At 63.2% G+C, this 19,157-nt stretch carries 7 protein-coding genes and 2 pseudogenes; all 9 read right to left on the bottom strand.

Annotated elements, in window-relative coordinates:
* Positions 1 to 57 precede the first annotated feature (57 nt).
* The 9 genes and pseudogenes from ABWW33_RS00440 to ABWW33_RS00400 all read right to left on the bottom strand — a co-directional run bounded on the left by ABWW33_RS00440 (position 58) and on the right by ABWW33_RS00400 (position 19,154).
* Entirely contained in the window at positions 58 to 7,098 is a 7,041-nt protein-coding gene (locus ABWW33_RS00440; protein WP_353397632.1) for a hybrid non-ribosomal peptide synthetase/type I polyketide synthase, read from the bottom strand.
* Positions 7,099 to 7,119: 21 nt separating this feature from the next.
* Positions 7,120 to 8,040: an MFS transporter gene (locus tag ABWW33_RS00435; protein ID WP_444550973.1), complete on the bottom strand. Its 921-nt coding sequence runs from the start codon at positions 8,038 to 8,040 to the stop codon at positions 7,120 to 7,122.
* A 107-nt stretch (positions 8,041 to 8,147) separates the two neighbouring features.
* A complete protein-coding gene (locus ABWW33_RS00430; protein WP_353397629.1) occupies positions 8,148 to 9,455 on the bottom strand; it encodes a YncE family protein in 1,308 nt (435 codons plus the stop codon).
* A 46-nt stretch (positions 9,456 to 9,501) separates the two neighbouring features.
* Positions 9,502 to 10,338, bottom strand: a complete 837-nt coding sequence (locus tag ABWW33_RS00425) for a creatininase family protein (protein ID WP_444550977.1) — start codon at positions 10,336 to 10,338, stop codon at positions 9,502 to 9,504.
* A gap of 152 nt (positions 10,339 to 10,490) precedes the next feature.
* Positions 10,491 to 11,423 (bottom strand): annotated as a pseudogene (locus tag ABWW33_RS00420) (purine-nucleoside phosphorylase); the annotation flags it as partial.
* Positions 11,424 to 11,495: 72 nt separating this feature from the next.
* Positions 11,496 to 12,500: pseudogene (locus ABWW33_RS00415) on the bottom strand (purine-nucleoside phosphorylase); the annotation flags it as partial.
* A 243-nt stretch (positions 12,501 to 12,743) separates the two neighbouring features.
* Positions 12,744 to 14,189, bottom strand: coding sequence for an alpha/beta fold hydrolase (locus ABWW33_RS00410; protein WP_353397623.1), 1,446 nt, complete (start codon positions 14,187 to 14,189; stop codon positions 12,744 to 12,746).
* A 438-nt stretch (positions 14,190 to 14,627) separates the two neighbouring features.
* Positions 14,628 to 15,224, bottom strand: coding sequence for a YdeI/OmpD-associated family protein (locus tag ABWW33_RS00405; protein WP_353397621.1), 597 nt, complete (start codon positions 15,222 to 15,224; stop codon positions 14,628 to 14,630).
* A 1,092-nt stretch (positions 15,225 to 16,316) separates the two neighbouring features.
* A complete protein-coding gene (locus ABWW33_RS00400) occupies positions 16,317 to 19,154 on the bottom strand; it encodes a TonB-dependent receptor (RefSeq protein WP_353397619.1) in 2,838 nt (945 codons plus the stop codon).
* Between the last annotated feature and the right edge of the window lie 3 nt (positions 19,155 to 19,157).

Below are 19,157 nucleotides of genomic sequence, written 5' to 3'. Positions count from 1 at the left end.
GCCTTGGCGGTGATGCTCTGTGCGTCGTCATACCAGACAAAAAACAGCGAGTGGCTGTCAGCCGCGCGTCAGAGCTCCCGCCAGGCGTTCCGCGATCGCCGCCACGCCCGGTCCCGACATGATGGTGTGGTGAGTGCCCGGCAGGTTCACCACCTCCAGCGTGTCCGGGACCAGCTCGCGCCACCCCAATTCCGGCTCGCCAAATTGTTGGGCGAAACCCTCGGTGCCGCAGAACAGCAGCACTGGCGTGTCGCCGGACGGCGGCTGGTAAGCGCGCAGTGCTGTGTCGTTGGCCCTGGTCACGGCAAGCATCTGCCGCACCTGCCCCACGCCCGCCCCCGGAGGCAGCAGTCCTTGCCGCGTGGCCGTCTCCAGCACATGCAGCCACTGCTCATCTGCCGCGACGTCGCGCAGGCTGTCCCAATCCATGGACAGTCGCGGCAGCAGAATACCAAGCAGCACAGCGTCGTCATCGAGCCAGTCCATGCCGGCCAGCTGGCCATACGCACCGTTGCGATAGAGCGGCTGCGCGCTGGCATTTTGCGCGCGCGAGTCGATCAGCGCCAGCAGCGCGACCTCTTCTCCGGCCAGCCGCAGCTGCCGCGCCATCTCGTACGCGATGCATCCGCCCATCGAATGTCCGGCCAGATGGTAGGGTCCCGCCGGTTGGCGCGACTTGATCAAGGCAATATAGTCTGCCGCCATGTCCTCGATCCGCTCCAACGGCGCCGCCTCTCCCTGCAAGCCAAGGGCCTGGACTCCGTACACCGGCTGATCGGCGCCAAGGCAACGCGTCAGCTCGACGTAGCCCATGGTGTGGCCGCCATACGGATGGATGCAGAACAGAGGCGCGCGGCTGCCGCCGGTGCGCATGCCGACCAGACGTGAACCGCCCGACGCGCGGCCGGAACGCAGCGCCTGGGCCAGGCTTTCGACCGTAGGATGTTCCAGCAGGACCGCGCTGGACAGGCTACAATCGAAGGCCTGCTCCAGGCGCAGAATGACGCTCAGAGAAGACAGGGAGCTGCCACTGAGCTCGAAGAAATTATCATCAAGCGCGAGGCCGTCCACGCCCAATATCTCCGCGAACACCTTGCCCACTTCCAGTTCGAACGCGTCGCGCGGCGCGAGCTGGCGCAGGGACGAAGATTGCGGCGCCGGTGCGGATGCCGGCGCGGCGCGCGTTACGGCCTCGAAGCGCGTGGCCGACGCTGTCGTCGCCTGTCGCGCCTCGGGCCAGTAGCGATAGCGGTCGAACGGATACGCCGGCAAGGCGATACGGCGACGCGCCCCGTGGTCGTGCAGGCGCCGCCAATCTGGCGCGACACCGTTGCACCAGAGCCTCCCCAGGGCGGCCAGCAAAGCGGCGCAGTCGGATGGCTCCGTGGCGCCGGCCAGCGCCTGGCCGGCGAAGCGCACATTCTGCTTGTTGGGATGGCGCTGGATAATGGCGCTGAAGGTCTGCCCCGGACCGGTTTCCAGGTAGATGCCGTCCGGCGTCTCCAGCAACAGCTCCAGCCCTTGGGCAAAGCACACGGTCTGGCGCATATGCCGTACCCAATGGTCGGGATCGGTGGCCTGCTCCGCCGTCACCCACGATCCCGTCACGTTGGTGATGTAAGGAATCCGCGGCGCGTGCAGCGCCACTTCGCCCAGCCGTGCCCTGAACTGGTCCAGGATGGGGTCGAGCATGGAGGAATGGAAAGCGTGCGAGGTCGGCACGCGCTTGCTGCGCAGGCCGGCCTCCGTCAGCGGGGCCGACAATGCGGCGATCGCTTCCATGGTCCCGGCCAGCACGCAGGCGCGCGGGCCATTGACCACCGCCAGGTCCACCCCGGCGCCGAGGAAGGCCTGCACCTGCGCGGGAGTGGCCTCGACCGCCAGCATCGCGCCGGCGGGCAGGCGCTGCACCAGCTGGCCGCGCGCGGCGACCAGCTTCAGCGCGTCGGACAGCGACATGACGCCGGCCAGGCAGGCTGCCACGTATTCGCCCAGGCTGTGCCCCATCATGGCATGCGGCTGCACGCCCCAGTGCATGAGCTGGCGGGCCAGCGCATACTCCACCACGAACATGGCCGGCTGCGTGATCGCCGTCTGCGCCAGCTGCCGCGCCGCGTCTTCCCCGGCCTCCGGCGCGGGATACAGCACGGCGCGCAGATCGAGGCCCAGCACCGGCTGCAGCAGCTCGGCGCAGGCATCCACCTCGGCGCGGAATTCGGGCAGGGACGCATACAAGCCGCGCCCCATGTTTACTTGTTGCAGTCCCTGGCCGGGGAACAGGAACACCACCCGCGCGGCGCCGTCCGGCATCGCCGTCAAGCCGGGATGCGCGGGCGTGGCCGCCAGCGCATCCGCCGCGCCGGCCGCATCGGCGCACGCCACGGCGCGCCGGTGCGGCAGCGGCGCGCGTCCGGCTTGCAGCGTATAGGCGATATCGGCCAGGTTGGCCCCGGGGTGCTCGCGCAAATAGTCCGCCAGGTTGCGGCTCATCGCGTCCAGCGCCGTCGCGGACTTCGCCGACAGCGTCAGCAGCTGATGCGGCAGCCCGCCCGCCGTGGGCGGGGCCGGCGGCGCCTGCTCCAGGATGACGTGGGCGTTGGTGCCGCCGATGCCGAACGAGCTTACCGCCGCGCGGCGCGGCGCGGCCGACACCGGCCATGGCGCCAGCGCGGTGTTGATGCGGAAGGGACTGCGCTCCAGCCCGAGCTTGGGGTTGGGCGACTGGAAATGGGGCATGGCCGGCACTTCGCCGTGGTGCAGCGCCAGCACCGCCTTGATCAAGCCGGTGACGCCGGCCGCCGTGTCGAGGTGGCCGATATGGGCCTTGGCCGAACCCAGCAGACAATATTCCCGGTCGGCCGTGTAGAGGCGATAGGCCTGGGTCAGCGCGGCGACCTCGATCGGATCGCCCAGCGGCGTGGCCGTGCCATGCGCCTCGACCAGGCCGATGCTGCGCGGATCGACGCCGGCCCGGCGCAGCGCCTGCCCGATCACGTCGGCCTGCCCATCCACGCTGGGCGCCGTGAAACCGACCTTGCCGTTGCCGTCGTTGTTGATGGCCGAGCCCTTGATCACGGCCCAGACGGTATCGCCGTCGCGCTGCGCGTCGCTCAAGCGTTTGAGCACAACCAGCGCCCCGCCGCTGCCGCGCACCGTCCCGCCGGCGCCGGCGTCGAACGCCCGGCAGCGGCCGTCCGGCGAGAGGATGTGGCCTTCCTGGTAGAGATACCCGGTCGCGTGCGGCACCTCGATCGAGACGCCGCCGGCCAGCACCATGTCGCTGTCGCCCTGCAGCAGTTGCTGGCAGGCGAGGTGCACCGCCACCAGCGAGGTCGAACACGCCGTCTGCACCGTCAGCGCGGGGCCGCGCAGGTTCAGCTTGTGGGCCAGGCGGGTGGACAGGAAATCCTTCTCGTTCAGGATGGTGGTCTGGAACAGTTCGGCGGCGGATTCGGGGCGGATGTCGAGGAAATGCTGCAGATACCCTGCCCGTCCGACACCGCCGACCACGCCGACGCGGCCGCAGTCAGCCGCGCCGCCGTAGCCGGCATGCTCCAATGCCTGCCAGCCCAGTTCCAGGAACAGGCGCTGCTGCGGATCCATCAGCTGCGCCTCGCGCGGCGGATAGCCGAAGAAAGGCGCGTCGAAACAGGCCACGTCGTCCAGGATGCCCTTGCGCCGGACATAGCGCGGCTCGCGCAACAGCTGCGGGTCCACGCCAGCCTCGAGCAATTGCTGCTCCGTCAGTTCCGTGATGGACTCGGTGCCGGCGCGCAGATTGCGCCAGAATTCCTCCACGTTGACGGCGCCGGGAAACTTGCCGGCCATGCCGACAATGGCGATCTCGGTGCCGGCCGGCGCGATGAACGCGGTTGGCGGCACGGTGGGGCGGTGCTCGCGTGACTGCGCATCCATATCCTGTCCGTGGCTCAGCGAGGTGCGCAGGTGATTGGCCAGCGCGCGGATGGTCGGGAAGCGGAACAGGTCCATGGTCGGCACGGTCAGGCCCAGGTTCTCCTCCAGCAGCACCTCGACTTCCACGATGCTCATCGAATGCCCGCCGACGTCGAAGAAGCTGTCGTCGATGCCCAGGGCGGCCAGGTTCAGCACCTGTTGCCAGATGGCCGCGATCTGCTGCTCCAGCTGGTCGCGTGGCGCCGCCATGCCGGCGTCGGCGAGCCGGCGGGCGGGCGCCGGCAGCGCGCGCCGGTCGATCTTGCCGTTGGGCGTCATCGGCCAGGCATCGAGGAACTGGAACGCGGCCGGCACCATGAAGTCCGGCAGCTTGCCCTGCATGTGGGCGCGCAGGTCGGCGCCGGTGACGACCGCGCCATCGCGGGCAATGACGTAGGCCACCAGCCGCTGGTCGTTGTTCGCTTCCCGCCGCGCCATCACCAGCGTGTCGCGCACGCCGGGATGCTCGCCGATGACGGCTTCGAGTTCGCCCAGTTCGATGCGGAAGCCGCGTATCTTGACCTGATGGTCGAGGCGGCCCAGGAACTCCAGGCCGCCGTCCTGCAGATACCGGGCCAGGTCGCCGGTCTTGTACATGCGTTCGCCGGGGGCGCCGAATGGATTGGCGACAAACCGCTCGGCGGTGAGATCGGGGCGGCCGAGATAGCCGCGCGCCAGGCCGATGCCGGCGATATACAACTCGCCGGCGACACCGCGCGGCACCGGCTGCAGCAGCGGGTCCAGCACATACAGCCGGGTGTTGGCCAGCGGCTGGCCGATGCTCACGCACGTCGCCTGCGGCTGCATCACGGCCATCGTCGCGCACACCGTCGCCTCGGTCGGGCCATAGGCATTGATGAAGCGGCAGCCGGCGCTCCAGCGCTTGACCAGTTCCAGGCTGCAGGCCTCGCCCGCCGTGATCACCGTCTTCAGCGTCGGCAGGTCGGCCGGCTGCAGCAGCGCCAGCACCGACGGCGGCAGCGTGACCACCGAGACGCCATGATGATTGATGGTATGAACCAGTGTGGGCCCCGGAATCAAGTCCATTTTGGACGCCAGGCACAGGCTGGCGCCGGCGCACAGCGTCATGAATATCTCGCTGACCGAGGCGTCGAAGCTGAACGAGGCGAATTGCAGCACCCGGCTGTCCGGCGCCACCTGGAAGCCGTCTATCATGGCGTGCGCCAGATTCGACAGGCCTTGATGCTCCAGCATGACCCCTTTCGGACGTCCGGTGGAGCCCGACGTGTAAATCACATAGGCCAAGTCGGTCGGTGCCGGGCTGGACTGGGGATTGTGGTCCGGCGCATCCGCAATGCCGGCCAGGTCGGTGTCGACGCACACCAGCCGCGCGGCGCCCGCAGGCAAGCGCGCGCTCAGCGATGCCTGCGTCAGCAGCAGGGCAACGCCGGCGTCGTCCAGCATGTAAGCCAGCCGGTCTTGCGGATACTCCGGATCCAGCGGCAGGTAGGCGCCGCCGGCTTTCAGGATGGCCAGCACGCCGATCACCAGTTCGGGCTGGCCGCGCTCCATGCTCAGGCCAACCAGTTGCCCCCACTGCAGGCCCAGCCCGCGCAAGTGATGCGCCAGGCGATTGGCGCGCCGGTTGAGCTCTTCATAGGACATCGTTTCGCTGCCACTGCCACTGCCATAACGCAGCGCCGGCGCCGACGGCGCGCGCGCCGCCCACTGCTCGAACCGGCGATGGGCACAGGCTTGCGGGAACGGGGCGTCGGTGGCGTTGTGTTCGGCGCGGATGTGCTGCTCGCGCGGCGTCAGCATCGGCAACCGGTCCAGCGCGACGTCGGGCGCGTGGGTGGCGCCGAGCAGCAGGGTCTGGAAGTGCTCGACCAGATACGCGACGCTGTCCGGGTCCCACAGATCGGTGTTGTACCAGCACACGCCGCGCAGCGAACCGTCCACCTCCTCCACCACGAAGTCGAGGTCGAACTTGACGCTGCGCAGTTCCAGCGGATAGGAGTCGAGCCGCAGGCCCGACAAGTCCAGGCTGGCGCCGGCCAGGCCCATCCGCGCCGCCGCCACGCCCTGCATGTGGGACAGCTGCGACTTCTGGTAGGTGAAGGCGACCTGGAACACCGGGCTGCGGCTCAGATCGCGCGCCAACCCCAGGCGCTCCACCAGCAAGGGGAAAGGGAAATCCTGGTGATCCTTGGCACCGACCAGCACCTCCCGCACCTGATGCAGGAACTGGGCGAACGGGGTCGCCCCGGCCACCTGGACGCGCAGCGCGCACGGGCTGGCGAAATAGCCGACGGTGCGCTCGTAGCCCTGCGGCGGGCGGCCGAAGCGCGGCGAGCCGACGGCCAGGTCGTCCTGCCCGGTGTAGCGGTACAGCACCGCGTAGAACGCCGCCAGCAGCACCGTGTAGAACGTCACGTCCTCCTGCCTGGCCAGGGCGCGTACCTGCCGGGTCAGCTCCTCGCTCAGCTGGAACGCGTGGCCGGCGCCGGCGTGGCGCTGGACCGGCGGACGGGGACGGTCGGTCGGCAGGTCCAGATGGGCCGGGGCGGCCAGTTGCGATTGCCAGTAGCTCCAGTGTTCCTCGCCGCGCGGCGACGCCAGCAGCTCATCCTGCCAGGCGACATAGTCGGTGTACGACAGCCCGTCCGGCGCCAGCTCGGCCGCCTGCCCCGCTACCCGCGCGCGATAGAGCACGCCCAGCTCCTCCATCATGATGATCAGAGACCAGGTGTCCGTCGCGATGTGATGGCTGTTGAGCAGCAGTACATGCTCGTCGTCGCCGCGGGAAAACAGGTGGCAGCGGAACACCGGGCCGCTCTTCAGGTCGAAAGGCAGGTGCGCCGCCTCGGTCAGCCGCGCGTGCAGCCGCTGCGCATCCCATCCCGTGGCGTCCATCCGCTGAAAGCCCGCCCGCCCCTGCGGGTGGATCAGCTGCACCAGTTCGCCGTGCGGCGCGGCGTAGCTGGTGCGCAGGACCGGATGGCGCTGGACCAGGTCGTGCAACGACGCTTCGAGCGCGGCGACGTCGAGCGGGCTGCGGATGGTCCACGCCATGGGCAGGCCGTACTCCGCGCCGTCGGGATTCAAATTCCACAAAAACCACATGGCGCGCTGGCCGCGTGACAGGGTCGCCGCGGTTGGCGGGTAAGTGCTATTGCTCATGAGGTGACTTTCGTAGATGTGTTATCGAGGTGTGCGGAAGCGGTGTGCCAACTGCATGGCCACCGCGCCCGAGGCGGCCGCGCATAAGAGACTGGTGCGCAGGCCGCCGAGCGCGGCGACCTGGCCCCACAAGGCGGCGCCGGCCGCGCTCGCGCCCATGATGGCCATCTGATACATCGCCATGCCGCGCGCCCGCACCCAGTCGGGCAAGCTCAGTTGCACCGAGACGATCAGCGCGTTGGCGGTCGCGATCCAGGCCATGCCTGCCACGAACATGATGGGGGCGGCAACCAGGACGTGCGTGGAAAACGCCACGCCGCACATCGCGGCCGACTGCACGATGGCGCCGCGCAGCACCAGCGTCTCGCGTGACATGGCCTCGCGCCAGCGGGGCAGGAGCAGCGCCTTCAGCGGCGCCGACTGCACGGCGAAGCGCACGCCGGCCAGGATGGCAACGGACAGGCGCTCGGCGCGCGCCGGACTCGGAACAGGGGCATGGCGCCAGCGCATGATGAGCAGCGCGGCCATCGTCGACAGGACGGCGTTAAGCGCAAAGACCCAGGCCGTGCCGGCACTCGCGATCAGCGCGCCGGCCAGCAGCGGACCGATGATGCGCGAAGCGTTCATGGATACGCCGTTGAGCGCGAGCGCCGCCGGCAATTGCGCGCGCGGCACCAGATCCGGCACGATGGCGGCAAACACCGGCCAGCGCATGGCCAGGCCGATGCCGTTGGCGAACGTCAGCCCCAGCAGCAACGCAGGCGACGTCATCCCGGACAGGACCGCCAGCCACAACAGCAGCGCCACCGCCGCCACCCAGCACTGGGTGAGGATGAGGTAGCGGCGCCGATCGACCAGGTCGGCCAACGCACCGCAAGGCAAGCCAGACAGCGACGCGGAGGACGTGTCCTCCGAGGCGATACGGGGAAGCGAAGCAGGCATGGGGAATCAGGGGTAGTGACGGCCGGGCGGCGCCAATGAAGCATAACATCCTGTTAGCCCACAAAAATGCGTTAATTCTCACATCGGTTTTTTGCGTGATCCCCCGCTCAACGCAAGTTGCCGGTGTGGCCCAGTGAGTACCTGCCAGGTTGTGGCCATACGGTCAGGCCATGCGGTTCCTGGCCGACCTTGACCTGCCGCACGTCGCCGCTGGCGGTGTCGAAGCGGTACACCACATCATCGAAACGGCCAGACAGCCAGAGATATTTGCCGTCGACACTTACGTTACCCATGTCGGGACTGCCGCCACCAGGGACGGACCAGTTGGCGACCACTTTGTCGGTAGCGAAATCGACGACGCTGACGCTGCCCTTGCCCTTGCGTTTGCCGTGGATACGGTGGGTGCCGCGGTTAGCCACATACAGGCGCTTGCCATCCCGGCTGGGGTAGATGCCGTGCGTGCCCACGCCCGTCGGAATGAAGCCGACTTCCTTGAACGAGGCGCCATCGACAACGTGCAGGCCATCGGCTTCCATGTCGGCTATGTAGAACTTGGTACCATCGGGCGAGATGCGTATGTCTTGTGGCATACCTTTTTTGCTGGTGCAGATTTCAGACGCAAGCGCCCCCGCGGACGCCGCCTCGGAATACCGCGAGGACGGCATCTTGAGCTTCAGGTAGCCGGCCACCTTGCGCGCCTCCAGGTTGATCTTGGCGATGGTGCCGTCGAACTCGCAGGTGAACACGGCGTAGCGGCCGTCGTTGGAAAAATCGGCGTGGTTGATACCGCCGCAAGACGGCGTTTCGATCGAATACTGCAGCGCCATGGTCTTGGGATCGCGGAAGTCCAGGCGACGCACCGCCTCGGCCACCACGATGGCTGATTTGCCGTCCGGCGTGAAGTACATATTATATGGATCTTCCACCGGCACCGACGCTCCCGGCTTGCCGCTGAGCGGGTCTATCGGCGTCAGGCTACCCAGTTTGGTACGCTCTGCATTGTTCGCCACCCAAAGCGTCCGCAGGTCGTAGGCGGGTACGACGTGCTGCGGGCCGATGCCCACCTTGAACTTGTCGACCACCTTGAGCGTCTCCGGATCGATGACATAAACATCGTTCGACCGCAGGTTGGGCACATAGATGCGCGCCAGGTGATCCTTGACGACCGCGCTCATGCGATCAGGCCCGGTATCGCCGTAGACGTTCCCCGGATCGCTCAACGGCGGCATGCCGGGCAAGGGGGAATAGGCGCCCATCGGGGCCGGTGCGCTGGCCGCGGCCGCCCCCTTGGCGCCGGCGTACTGGCTGCACAGGCCCACAACCGACAACGCGAGTATGCCCATGCCGGCGATGGCCAGGCGCTGGGTGCGGCGCCCGGTGCGGGCTGGATTGGTAGTATGTTTGGTAGCTTTCATATGATGCAGTCCCTATATTCGATGCAGCGCCCGCGCGGCAGGTCGCTTAGTGGTGGCGTTCGTTAAGGATCGTTCTGATCGCGTTGACCGATGCGTCGACCTGGCGTTGAACGCCCAGCCGTCCCAGTTCAGCGGTGGCGCGCGTGGCGTCGCCGCGCACGCCATCGGCCACCCCGGGCTTCGGACCGTGGGACATCGCCTCGACGCGTACCATCGACGGTGCGGTGGCAAGCATCAGGGAAGCATCGTTCAGTCCAGCGTGCAGGCCGATTTCGGCGCTGCTGTAGCCTTGCTTTTTCAAATCGTCGACAAACGCGGTCTGGGTGATATCGTAATATTCGAGCAGCGCGTGAGCGCGGGCGGGATCATCCTTGCCCCAGGCGCGGTTCAGCTTTTGCGCCACGTTCACTTCGTTTTGCTGATAGCCGCCGTGGTCACCGATGAAGATGATGTCGCGAAAGCCGTGCTGACGAAAACTCGCCGCCGCGCCCTCGAGCAGCGCCTCGAAAGCTGAGGTCGGGATCGAAATGGTGCCGCTAAACCGCATGTGACCGGCCGGTGGATTGACCGCGCCTTCCGGCACGTAGGATACCACCGGCGCGACCATCGTATTGCCGAGTTTCTGGGCAATCATGGCCGCGATGATGCCGGCGCGGACGTTGTGCTTGCCGAGCGCAATGTAGGGGCCGCTCTGCTCTACGCCGCCGATGGGGATCAGGATCGTGGTCGCGCCGTGCTCGATGCGGCTGCGCAATTCAGTGCTGGTGAGCTCTTCCAACATGACGCTGGCGCTGGCGCCGGAGGTGGCCGCCATTACCGGCGGCATCAGCAATGAAGCCGCGGCCACAAGGAGGCCGGCGAAATGGCCGGCACCGCTCAACATCCAGCCCCGCGTATTTTCATCACCCAAGTTGTTACTCACAATACCTCGCTCTGCGACGTGGACCTGCCCTTGCCGTCCAAGTATAGCGGCAGATGACAATTTTAAGCGATCCGGCAGAGCATGGCACTATCAACTTGGCAAGACAGAAGCGTTTAACGCCCGGGGACGCCCTTCTTCCAGTCTCCCCATTGATCGATAATCTCCTTGATGACTGGCTGGGCGGTCAGCAGCAGGTTCGCTGCGGCAGGCTCGAAGCCGCCCTGCTGGGTGTAGTTCAGTAGTACATCGCTGTTGGTTTGCCCCCGATGCGGCCGGTCCACGTCCGAGCCGGCGCGCAAGATCAGCACCCTCTTGAAATCGGCCTTCCCGGCCGCGTCGGCGCGCCTCAGCACCTCGAGCGTCGAATTGTCCTCTTGCTGGGCGGTGCAGTACGAGGCCTTGCCGTCGGTAAGCAGCGACGACCAGGCTTGCGCCCGGCTCGCCAGCGCGCTGCCGCCGAACCAGGTGTCGGTCGACACGGTATCGCAGCGCAGCACCGTCGGCGGCTGGTTGGCTGGGCCGCTGGTAAAGCCGGCGCGATAGGTCCGCGCGGCATCCGAGTCGCCCAGCGCGACATTTTTGGACAGGTCGAAGGCGCGCGTCACCAGTTGATGGTTGAGCTGGAACACCTCGGTGCGATAGCGGAACGCCGGCTTCCTGGACGGCGAATCGGTGTCGATGCCGAAGTAGCCCGAGGCCCAACCCGCAGGCATTTCGCGGGCATCGATCTCGTGCGCCAGCGAATAGTCGATGGCGTAGTCGGCCCAGGTGGTCGAACCGACGGTGCCCAGGTTCGGATTGATGCCGGCGATGCCGGCAATGATGAAGTAGGTATTGCGCAGGTCGAAACCGCTGGCGTAGAACAAGGCGCTCATGGTGGCGGCCGCGTTGCTGTAGCCCATGTCGGTGGTGACCTGGCAAATATTGTCGCGGTCGCAGAGCACCTCGGGGTAGCGCGGCGACAAGCCCGGCACCTTGTAGCCCGTCGTCAGCCGCAGCGCCTTGATGAAGGGAGCGGCTTCGCCGCTGAACATGTTGACGATCATTACCTTCGGCGCCAACGGCGCACCGCCGGTCACCCCGGCAACCGGAGCGCTGTCGATCTGTTTGCTGTCCGGCCAATGTTCGACGATGTCGCGCACCAGCGGAGCGGCAGCCAGATACAGGTTCTGCAGCGCGATCGTGAAGCCTCCTGACTTGGCGGACAACGATGCCAGCGGCGTCTGGCCCGGATGCGGACGGTCGAAGTTGGAGGCTGTGCGCAGTACCGCCACGCGCTGGTCGTCCAGCAAACCGGCGACGGCGGCGCGCTTCAACGCGGTGTAGCTTGCGTTGTCTTCCTGGGAGCTCATGCAATATGTGCCCTGGCCGTCGGTGAGCAGCTTGAACCAGTCGCGCGCGCGCTGCCCGAGCAAATCGCCGTGGTACCAGTTATTGCCCGTCATGGAATCGCACTGCGTGACCTGCGGCGGCTGGTTGCCGGGCGCGGCCGCGTAAAGCGCGCGATACGCCTTGGCCTCGGCGGAATCGGCCAGCGCCACGCCGCGCGACAACGACAGCGCCTTGTCCAGCAAACGGTCGTTGAGCTTGTACACCTCGGTGTCATAACCGAGCGGCGGCTTGACGCCGGGCGTCTTGGTGTTGATGCCGAGATAGCCGGTCGACCAGCCGGCCGGACGCTCGCGGGCATCCAACTCCCACGCCAGGTCCGAATCCACCAGATAGCGCGACCATGCCGCGGTGCCCGTCGTGCCCTGGGCCGGATCGACGCCGGCGATCCCGGCGATGATGAAATAGGTTTGCCTGAGGTCGAACAGACCGCTGTGCGCCAGCGCCGACACCGAGGCCGAGGCGTTGGCCTTGCCCATGTCGGTGGTCATCTGGCAGACGTCGTCGTTGTTGCAGCGCACCGCCGGATAGACCGGCGACAACCCCGGCACCGGAATCGCCTGATCCAGCCCGAGCTTGTCGGTCCAGACCGCCGCCTCCTGCGCGAACATGCTGATCAACATGACCTTCACCGGGCGCGGCCCGTGTGCGGCGGGGCTGGCCGGGCCGGTGGCGATGCCCAAGACTAAACCAAGCAAAAGTAGATGGAGATGGCGCGCGACGGGAGATGGCATTGTTTGAGTCACCTGTTAAACGAGTTGCAATGCCATATGCAAACTGTATGCCATCTTGCAAGCTCCAATCCCAGCGTTCGCCGAACAGGCGCGGTGCACTATGTCATTTTTTGCACCAGTGCTGTGCGGCTCTGTACGGATCAAGGTAATCGGCCTGACTCACACTAACCAGCCTCCTAAATTTCCGTGGCGATTCATTTCGCGATTACGACGCTTTCTTTATCAGATCGAAAGCATCAAAATCTACAGGGGTGCGATGTCGAAATTCGGCAATCTGAGGCGGTTCACGCAGGCAGTGTCGACTGTTCTTGCATTTGCATTTTCCAGGAAATTGGTCGTTACCTTTTCAAGGCACGCGTTCCAATCTTCAAACATGGCGTGCGACCTGTTGGGGACAATGATTAATTTTCCATTCGGCATATGGGAGATAATTTGTTCGCTGTTGCTTGAGGGAGTAGACGGATCAAATTGGCCAGCAAGTAGCAAGATCGGCTTGCCGGAATCGACGGGGGTATGAAATTCCGGACTTACCTGACGCCGCGGCCAGTTCCGGCAAGCGGCAAACTGCTGATCGATGCGGAATGATCCGACTAGGGTACCTGCGGCAAGGGCACGTTCTTTCTTCTCATCGATGAAAGGCAAATCCTCATTGCATGTGATAGCCATGTACAACCCCCAAGGCGCCGCATCTTCGAATTGTTCGCGCCATTGTACAATCAACGCGAGCTGTTCTTGATTCTTGTCTTCGTTGGCAAGCGTGTGTATCAATCGCGGCAAGGATGCCGCGCTTGATACTGCGTAAAGATACATGCGTAAATATGACGCCACAACACCGGAAGAAATATGCACGTCGTTGGCCTGGCCTTTCGATCCTTTGTGCAGAACAAGACCTCGTCCGTTGAGAATAGCCTTCAATTTTTCCAGATCACCAAAGACATCTGGAAACGCGGTCGAACATTTTTTGTCGGCTTTGCATCGGTTTAATATTTGGGTTAAAGAGATTTCAGCCTCGCTGGCAAGGCCGGCGGGTACATATGTCCCTGGCGCCACTGGGCCCATTAGCAATGTCGCGCGCACCGAATTATCATAATGGCGAAGATATTCCTGTGCCAAGCGGGTTCCATAAGAATAGGCCACTATACCAATCTGATCGTAAGACAAAGCTGCCCGGATATTGTTTAAGTCGCGTGCGGCTTCGGTCGTCGTATACCGGGTCAGATCGACAGTGCCGGACAAGCGTCTAGCGCATGCGGCGAGATTTTCGGCTGGCCAGAGATCTCTCAGCAAGACACTTTTGTCTTCATCCGGGTTCGCGCAATGGAGGTCTGGTGAAATACCTGTGCCTCTCTGATCGATAAATACAAGGTCATGCGTCCGTCCCAGTTTTTTCCAAACCTCAGATTCGTCCTCTATCGTCGAAGTAGTTCTTTGACCTGGGCCACCCTGGAGCACAAAAAGCGATCGCGACGGACTGGCCGGAATGGCGGCTTTGAGGATGGCCACATCCAAACTAATTTGGCGACTATGAGGTAAATCGTAGTTTTCAGGAACGATGGCTTTTATGCACACAGCATTCTTTATGCTTGAGGCCGGGCATACCATCTTCTCCAACGTTATTTTATCTGGACTTTTATTGGCACAAAGTGCGGCAAGCGGTAGGCTGAGACCGAAAATTGCGGAGATCGTCAAGAGACTTCTAATCATGTATAGATTCACTTCTATCCTTGTTAAGCGTGGCGAGAAATGCGTTGGCCAGTGCGCGCACTAAATTTTCGCGGTTTTAGGTTAGAGCGTTGCGTTGACCGATAGAATCCACAGCCGACACGAGACTATTTGAGGACAACCGTTCGAAAAATCTCATACGCAACAAGAGCAAAAAACAAGTATGCAAACCAAGGAACCAAAAAATAAGGCACCACCGAAATGTGAATTACCTTATCCAATATCAGATATGCCGTAGAAAAAACAAAAGCGGTAGCGAGCAACCAGTTCTTTTGTTTAATGAAGAGACCTACGCATGTTACCGTACCTGCCAAACCAATAATCGTTGCAATCTGCATGTGAATTAATTAATGAAATATGTGTTACTAAGAATACCGCTGTGGCAAATGGCCATCAACGCTCTACTCACCTCAACTTCTTCGCCATGAGCGGCTGAAGCGTCTCATGCCGAGCCAGCATGGCTGCATACTCCTGTGCCTTGCGTACTTTGGTCTCAGGCTTTATTGCTGTCTGCACCCGGAATAACACTGCATAGCGGTTTTGCGAATTGAGAGTGGCGAAAAATTCGGCTGCCCCGGGGTGGTCAGCGAATGCGGCATGCAGTTCGGGCGGCACGCTCGCCATGCTAGCCGATTCGTATGCTGCATCCCATCGTCCATCCTTTTTCGCTCGCTCGATTTCAGCCAGGCCGCTCGGCTGCATCTTGCCCTCCTCAATATACCTAAGCACCTTCTCGCGATTGACCTTGGACCATAGACTGCGTGGGCGACGCGGTGTCCAGCGCTGCAAATAGTGATGGAGGTCGAGCGAACGCTTCTGGCCGTCAATCCAGCCGAAGCACAACGCAACTTCCAATGCCTCTTGATAGCTTACGCTAGGGACCGGGGCCCCTTTTTTCGAGTGCTGCAGCCACACCCCGTCAGAGCCCTCGTGATGGGCTGCAAGCCAATGCGCAAACGCTCCCTGGGATGGGAAGAGCATCATCTCAATATCTGCTGCCATTGAACCACTCCAATCTTTTTTAGTCAGGCTTCCGTGTCTGTCGGATCTGACCGTCCTTTCCTGGCCGGACTTGGTCTACGAGGGCAGCATAACAGCTTGCCCCTATGAAAAAATCACAAATTGTCACGGCAAATCTATCTCGTCCTGCCGCGAAGCGCAACGGCATAAGTTGAGCAGGAACCGGCACTGCGAAATCCGTGGCGGAGCCCTGATAGCGCTTGGTTGCTAGCGCCGCGGACTAGGGCGGCGCATCGACATGCACGCGGCGGCAGATCGGCGCGTGAGATGGTGGCGGTGCGGGAATGCGCACGATGTCTCCTATGACAAGGAGAAAAACCGTGACGTGCGTGGACGTCTGCGGATGAGGTAATGGTGCTCCGAGCCGGAATCGAACTCCCCATATTTTCAATGGGTTAGCGCGTGGATGCGTAAATTTTGCGTAAAGCTGACGCACCCCACAACGTCCTCTGCGGTCTGCCAGCCTCCACGTTACAAGCCTCCCTTCCCACTCGATAATCAATTAGCCCTTCATCTGGTTGGCTTGCAAGGATTTCTAAAGCTCTCGAGGCTGCACAACCATCAAAAATACCATCAACAAAAGAGGTGTGGTCGCGGAGTGGTAGGCTATCCAACAAAACGACTTTGCAGGCCGTATTCCACCTATAAAAATCAAAGACTTACAGTTACACCGCATTTTTTACCGCACCAGCCCGCCATTTTCGGACGTTTTGATCACCGTCAAGCCTCAGCAATAAAAGGCTACATTTGCCTCACAATGGCCACCAACTACCCGCGCCGCCTTCCTTAGGCCAGGCCCGATTCCGTCCCATCTCGGACCTTGGCATTACATCGTTGAGGATACTCACCCGGCGCGACATCCCATAAAATCACTAGAATCCGGGCCAAAGCAACTGCTCAGATGCTTATTTTGCCAGCCAGCGATGGCCCGGTTCTGCTGGTTATGCATGGCTTGATCAATAGTTTATCGGGAGGGAACTGCGTGCATCAGGCTGGACTGCTGTTTCCCCGCGCGATGGCAGTCATTGGGGGAAGGAATGGCCGTCACATGGGCGGCCATCTCAATGACATTGCTTAGAACATGTACGTCAGGCTGAAGCGGACGGTACGGCCAAACAGCGGCCGTGCCACGCCGCGGTTACGGCTACCGTCTGGCGACAGCAGATCGTTGAAGAGCGGATCTCCCTCGGTAAACGACAGTTGATTGGTCAGATTGGCCACGTGCAAGTGCGCACTCAAGCGTTCGCTGATCTGATATTGCGCTCCGGCATTGATGATATGGTAGGACGGATACAGTGTCACATTGCTATCGGTCGCCTCAGAGAAGCGCGCACCGTAGTACTGGTACTGCGCATACAAGCTCACTGGCACATCGGTCAGCGGCTTCAGGTCATACGACGGCATCAGGTTAACCATCACTTTCGGCAGGCGGCGTGGACGGCGGCCATCTTCGCTGATCTGCACGTAATGGTAGCCTGTGATCACACCTTTGCTGTCCTTGTCTTCCTGGGTGATGGTGTAGTTAGCGCCATTCACTTTCGGATTCTGCAGCACCACATTGCCTTTCAATTCCAGTCCTTCCAGTGCGGCCGGACGCCAGCTCAGCTCAATTTCGGTACCGATGTTCTGCACCCCGCGCTGGTACAGCTGAACCACATCCGGGCAGGAATTAATCTGCGTAACGCCGCCTTGCACCGCGCACGACGAGGACTGGATATCCTTGTAGATGTTGATCGCGCTGCGCGGCGAGAAGTTGTTGTAGAACGCGGCCACCGACGCGCCAAAGCCGCGCGTCAGGTAACGCAGACCGAACTCATACTGGCGGATATGCTCGACCGCGCTCACTTCCACGGGCTTGCCATTGACCACCGTGGCGCCGGCGGTCGCGAAGTCGTTCACGTCCTGCAGGCTCGGCAAGCGGAACGAATCCGACGCCAGCCCGTACACGGCGAACGCTTTGCTGAAGCTGTAGTTGCCGCCCAGCGACCAGCCGAACCCGTGGTAAGTGCGCTGCAGGCGATGCGCATCACCCGGCAGACTGACTTCATTGTCGGCGGTCGTGTCTTGCGTGGAGCCGACCACGACGCCGGCCGGCGTCAGGTCGGTGATGACGTTGCGATCGCGGCGCACCACATCGGCCTTCAGATTTTGCCAGCGCACGCCGGCGTCGATCTTGAGCTTGTTACCCATGGTTTCCCAATGGTCGAGCAGATAGGCGGCGTTGCCATCGCCTTGAATGTTGCTGACGAAGCCGCCCCAGCCCGGCAAGATCGCACCGCCCTGCGTCAGGCTCGGACCGACTTGCTTGCCGTCTGCGTCGACCGCGATCAGGTCCACCAGGCGCGACTGGTTGGAGACATCGCTTACCAGCAGCGCCTGCTGGAAGTTCGGTGCGTACTTGTAGCGGCTCTTGTAGACGCCAAAGGTCAGGTCATGCGCGCCCTTCAGCATGAACGATTTCTGGGTTTTCAAATCCAGCGAGGTGCTGGACGCATCCACATCGGCAATGAAGGGAATCATGAAATTCAGATTGGCCGAGGCCGGCACCGGCGAGCCATCGTTCTGGTAGCGGCCAGCCACACCAGTCGCCTTCGCATATTTCTTGATGAAATCCTCGCGGCTGATGTTGGCAAACGCGCCGCAGGCGTTGCTGGCGGGGACGTTGAAGAAGCCTATCAGCTTGGCGTTGCCAAGGTTGCAGTTCAGGGCCGCGCCATGCGCCGGCGAGATCACATCGTTCTGGTAGCGGGCGTTGAGGAAGTTGGTCGAGGTGGCGGTATCGTTGCCGGTGAAGACGCCGTTAAAGCCATTGCTGCCGGTGGTGTAGCGCAGCCCGGCCGACAGTTTCCAGCCATCCTCCAGCTCGTGCGAACCGCTCAGCGTGAGCAGCTTGAAATCGGGATGGATGCCATCTGCCTGGTCGATGGTGCGGCTGCCGTATTCCCCGATCATCTTGAAGTAGCGGTTGTAAGGCGAGGCCGTAGTGCCATGCGCGAAGTCGATCCCCAGCGACTGAATGCTGTCCTGGCTGATGGCAGTCGGGTTGGACGGCGTGCCCGGATTGCTGAAGCGCGGCACCGAGATCGGCAGGTTCTGGTAGAACGCGGTGCGGTCGTTGAGCAGCACGGCATCGGCACGGGCGGTGGTCTTGCGGTCATTGCTGGTGTAAACCAGATTGCCGCGTATCTGGCCGCCGCGGTCGGCGGTGTAGCCGGTGTCGCGGATGCCGTCGCTGCGGCGGTAGAAGCCGCCGACGGCGCCGGTCAGGTTGGGCGTCAGCGGGCCGGAGATGAACGCATCCTGGCGCAGGAAACCATAGTCGGCGTACTCGACCTTGTAGCCGCCGGCCAGGCGATCGCCACCGGTACGGGTGACGTGGTTGACGGTCGCGCCGAGGCCGTTGGAATACAGGATGCCGCCCGGGCCGCCCTTGACTACTTCCACGCTCTCGGTCATCAGATCGTCGCGGATAAACACGTCGTTGTTCATGAACGGCGCTTCCGGTTCCTCGTAGGCCGGCAAGCCATCGATCAGCTGCGGCGCAAAGCGATAGCCGCCGGTGACTGGCAGGCCGCGTACCGTGATGTTGTTGCTGGCCTCGCCGGCACTGCTGCCCTCGGAGTACAGGCCGGGAAAGTTAGCCAGCAAGTCGGCGGTACTCATCGGCGCGAGGCGCTGGATTTCTTCGCTGCCCATGGTGTTGATCGAGAACGTCGCGTTCTTCTTGGTGGTGGTCTTGGTCACGCCGGTGACGATCACCACCGCTGCCGGATCGGTAATCTCGGCAGCTTTTGGCGCATCCTTGGCAACACTTGCCTGCTGCTGCGCATACACCAGTGCCGGCGCCAGGCAAATCGCCAGTGCCGCCGAACGGCTGATGTAACGGGTGTAACGGGTAATCGAATATTTCATGCC

The sequence above is a fragment of the Duganella hordei genome (assembly GCF_040369125.1).
Classification (GTDB): domain Bacteria; phylum Pseudomonadota; class Gammaproteobacteria; order Burkholderiales; family Burkholderiaceae_D; genus Rugamonas; species Rugamonas hordei.
This window is presented reverse-complemented; position numbering and strand designations above follow the sequence as displayed.

Coding starts and splice junctions, on each gene's coding strand:
- ABWW33_RS00440 (WP_353397632.1), bottom strand. CDS start 7,098: ATGAGCAATAGCACTTACCCGCCAACCGCGGCGACCCTGTCACGCGGC.
- ABWW33_RS00435 (WP_444550973.1), bottom strand. CDS start 8,040: ATGCCTGCTTCGCTTCCCCGTATCGCCTCGGAGGACACGTCCTCCGCG.
- ABWW33_RS00430 (WP_353397629.1), bottom strand. CDS start 9,455: ATGAAAGCTACCAAACATACTACCAATCCAGCCCGCACCGGGCGCCGC.
- ABWW33_RS00425 (WP_444550977.1), bottom strand. CDS start 10,338: ATGTTGAGCGGTGCCGGCCATTTCGCCGGCCTCCTTGTGGCCGCGGCT.
- ABWW33_RS00405 (WP_353397621.1), bottom strand. CDS start 15,224: ATGGCAGCAGATATTGAGATGATGCTCTTCCCATCCCAGGGAGCGTTT.
- ABWW33_RS00400 (WP_353397619.1), bottom strand. CDS start 19,154: ATGAAATATTCGATTACCCGTTACACCCGTTACATCAGCCGTTCGGCG.